Here is a 232-nt window from a genome sequence, read left to right on the forward strand (position 1 = left end):
GCCTTACCGAAGCCAGCAGCGACCCGACCCTGGTCAAGCTCAACGGCGTGCCGGCGGTGAACATGGCCCTGGAGCAGGGCGCCCAGGACGCCGCGCAGCCGGCGACAGGCGGGCCGGCGAAGAGCGCCGATCCCCGCCAGGCGAACCTCGGCGATGCCCTTGCCGGCCGGACCTCGGATTCCTTGACCAAGGCCGTCGACGGCAAGGCGCTCGAGGCCCAGTTTCAGCAGAC

Annotated in this window: 1 protein-coding gene; it reads left to right on the forward strand. The window is 71.6% G+C overall.

The genetic code is table 11. The annotated features are described in order from the left end of the window. Nucleotides 1-232 (forward strand): hypothetical protein (locus tag ACLJNW_RS28915; protein WP_410962123.1); only part of this gene is annotated, 232 nt, incomplete at both ends.

Origin of the sequence: Salmonella sp. SAL4457 (assembly GCF_046548235.1) — a bacterium.
GTDB classification, from domain to species: domain Bacteria; phylum Pseudomonadota; class Gammaproteobacteria; order Enterobacterales; family Enterobacteriaceae; genus Salmonella; species Salmonella enterica.